This is a genomic window from Noviherbaspirillum sp., from assembly GCF_035654295.1.
In the GTDB taxonomy this organism is placed as follows: Bacteria; Pseudomonadota; Gammaproteobacteria; order Burkholderiales; family Burkholderiaceae_D; genus Noviherbaspirillum.
The window spans coordinates 1-3,176 of sequence record NZ_DASRXF010000053.1; the positions used below are offsets into that span (position 1 = coordinate 1).

Below are 3,176 nucleotides of genomic sequence, written 5' to 3' on the forward strand. Positions count from 1 at the left end.
TTGCCGCGGCTGCCGGTGATGCCGACGATGGGAATGCGGCCGTTGTCGTCCTTCTGCGGGAACAGATGGTCGACAATGGCCTGGCCGACCGGGCGGGGAGTGCCGACGGCGGGCTTGATGTGCATCAGCAGGCCGGGGCCGGCATTGACTTCGACGATGGCGCCGCCCTGGTCTTCCAGCGGGCGAGAGATGTCCTGTGCGACGATGTCCACGCCGGCGATGTCGAGGCCGACGATGCGCGCGGCCAGCGAGGCGGCTTCGGCCACGGCGGGATGAACTTCGTCGGTGCAGTCGAAGGCGAGGTTGCCGCGGCTCTGGATCAGCACGGTCTTGCCTTCGGGCGGTACCGAGTCCGGGCCGAAGCCCTGGCGTTCCAGCACCAGCAGCACGGTCGGGTCTTCCTCGTAGGTGATGCGGTTCAGGGGGAAGTCTTCGTGGTCGCCGCGGCGCGGGTCGGAATTGATCTGCGATTCGATGAGTTCGGTGACGGTGGACTTGCCGTCGCCGGTAACGGTGGCGATCTCGCCCTTGGTGGCGGCGACCAGTTTGCCACCGACGATCAGCAGGCGGTGTTCGTCGCCGCGCACGAAGCGCTCCACCATCACGTCGCTGCCTTCTTCATCGGCCAGCTTGTAGGCCGCGTCGATCTGCTCGCGGGTGTGCAGGTCCATCGACACGCCGCGACCGTGGTTGGCGTCGGAAGGCTTGACGACAACCGGGGTGCCGATGTCCTCTGCGGCGTCCCATGCGTCATCCGGGCTGGACACGATGCGGCCTTCGGGGATGGGCACGCCGCAGGATTGCAGCAGGCGCTTGGTCAGGTCCTTGTCGCGCGAAATGCTTTCGGAAATCGCGCTGGTCTGGTCGGTTTCGGCGGTCCAGATGCGGCGCGAGCGCGTGCCGTAACCGAGCTGCACGAGGTTGCCTTCGTTCAGGCGCAGGTGCGGGATGCGGCGGTCGGCGGCGGCATCGACGATGTTGGCGGTACTGGGGCCGAGGCCGATGCGTTCGGCCAGGTCGGTCAGGTCGCGGACGGTGGTCTCGACGTCGTAGGGCTTGTCTTCGATCGCGGCCATCACGATGTCGCGCGCGGCGGTGAGGGCGACGCGGCTGACTTCTTCGTAACGGGCCCGCACCACCACCTTGTAGATGCCGCGCTTGCCCTTGACTTCGCGCGCCTTGCCGAACCCGGTCTGCACGCCGGCCAGGTTCTGCAGCTCGATCATCACGTGTTCCATGATGTGGGCGGGCCAGGTGCCTTCGCGCAGGCGCTGCAGGAATCCGCCGCGCTCGCCCACGCCGCAGTGGTGCTCGGCCAGGCCGGGAAGCATGGCGGTCAGGCGTTCGTAGAATCCGGGGATGGTATTGGAGGGCGCGTCTTCGAGGTCACCGATGTCGACCCAGGCCTCGAGGGCGGGGCGGTAGGTCCAGATGTTCGGACCGCGCAGGGACATCACATTGATGATCTCAATGGTTTTCTTGTTCATTTAATACTAGGGGCAGTGGGGTAAAGGCCTGTTTTCTTGTAATTGGAATGTCGTTTCGCTGGCCTGTTCCGGATTAACGCTTTTCGAGCGTCGAAGTTTACTTGATGCGAAAAAAAATTATCGTGCGGACGCAACGTCCGGGAAACAAGATTATCGCCTCTCGGTATACTTAGCGCCACATCGGCGAGCCATTTATGCGCGCTCGCGCCCGTACTTATTTACATTTTGCAAACAGTTTTACGCCGTTTGATGCACATCCGGCAGCCTTGTTTGCCCTTTCCGAGTCTTGATGAATACTGAATCCCCGAATCTGTTGCCGCAGAGGCAAGCCGTGCCCGCGCACTGGCAACAGGATGTCCAGGCGCGCCTGCAGCCCGGCGAAAGCGCGGTGGCGAGCGTCGAGCTCGACCTCGATACCGAGCTGCGCTATGCGTCGGGCATCGTGGTGGCGACCGAACGCCGCCTGTTGGCAAAGTCCGGAGGCGACTGGCAAGAATGGCCCTACCGCGAAGGACTGGCGCTGGACCACCACGACCATGCCGGCGTCGGCACCCTGGAATTGCACGATGGCCAGCACCGCCTGGCCTGCTGGCGCTACACCCTGGGCCGCAACCCGGAAGCGCTGCGCCTGATCAAGCATGTCGATGAACAGCGCGACGCGGTCGTCTCCGGCCGCCCGGTGCAGCCGCCCGAACAGCTCACCTGCCCGAGTTGCAAGGCGCCGCTCCCGCCCGAGCAGGAAGAGTGCCCGATCTGCACGCGCGAAATGCACACCCCGCCGTCGACCTGGACGCTGTTCCGGCTGTGGCGCTTTGCCAAGCCGTACAAGGGCCAGCTCATCCTCGGCTTCCTGCTGACACTGGCCTCCACCGCCGCGACGCTGGTGCCGCCCTACCTGTCGATGCCGCTGATGGACGACGTGCTGATCCCGTACCAGAACGGCCAGCAGATCGATACCGGACTGGTCGCCATGTACCTCGGCGGCCTGTTCGGCGCAGCGCTGTTTGCCTGGGTACTGGGCTGGGCGCGCACCTACATCCTCGCGCTGGTGTCCGAGCGCATCGGCGCCGACCTGCGCACCAGTACCTACGAGCACCTGCTGCGCCTGTCGCTCGAATACTTCGGCGGGCGGCGCACCGGCGACCTGATGGCGCGCATCGGTTCGGAGACGGACCGCATCTGCGTGTTCCTGTCGCTGCACCTGCTCGACTTCGCCACCGATGTGCTGATGATCACCATGACCGCGATCATCCTGGTCTCCATCAACCCGTGGTTGGCGCTGGTGACACTGCTGCCGTTGCCCTTCATCGCCTGGATGATCCACATCGTGCGCGACCGCCTGCGTCACGGCTTCGAGAAGATCGACCGCGTATGGGGTGAAGTGACCAACGTGCTCGCCGACACCATCCCCGGCATCCGCGTGGTGAAGGCCTTCGCCCAGGAGAAGCGCGAAGCCGCGCGTTTCCGCGAAGCCAACCGGCACAATCTGCTGATCAATGACCGCGTCAACAAGGTGTGGTCGCTGTTCTCGCCGACGGTGACCTTCCTCACCGAAGTCGGCCTGCTCGTGGTGTGGGGCGTGGGCATCTGGCAGGTGTCGCGCGGCGACATCACCGTGGGCGTGCTGACCGCCTTCCTCGCCTACATCGGCCGCTTCTACACGCGCCTCGACTCCATGAGCCGCATCGT

At 64.9% G+C, this 3,176-nt stretch carries 2 protein-coding genes; one reads left to right on the forward strand and one right to left on the reverse strand.

Going from position 1 to position 3,176, the window contains the following annotated elements:
* A partial coding sequence (locus VFF99_RS06270; RefSeq protein ID WP_325016031.1) for a cyanophycin synthetase family protein occupies positions 1-1,487 on the reverse strand: 1,487 nt, incomplete at its 3' end.
* Between the two features lie 289 nt (positions 1,488-1,776).
* Between VFF99_RS06270 and VFF99_RS06275 the strand changes: the two genes are divergently transcribed.
* Positions 1,777-3,176 (forward strand): ABC transporter transmembrane domain-containing protein (locus VFF99_RS06275; RefSeq protein WP_325016033.1); only part of this gene is annotated, 1,400 nt, incomplete at its 3' end.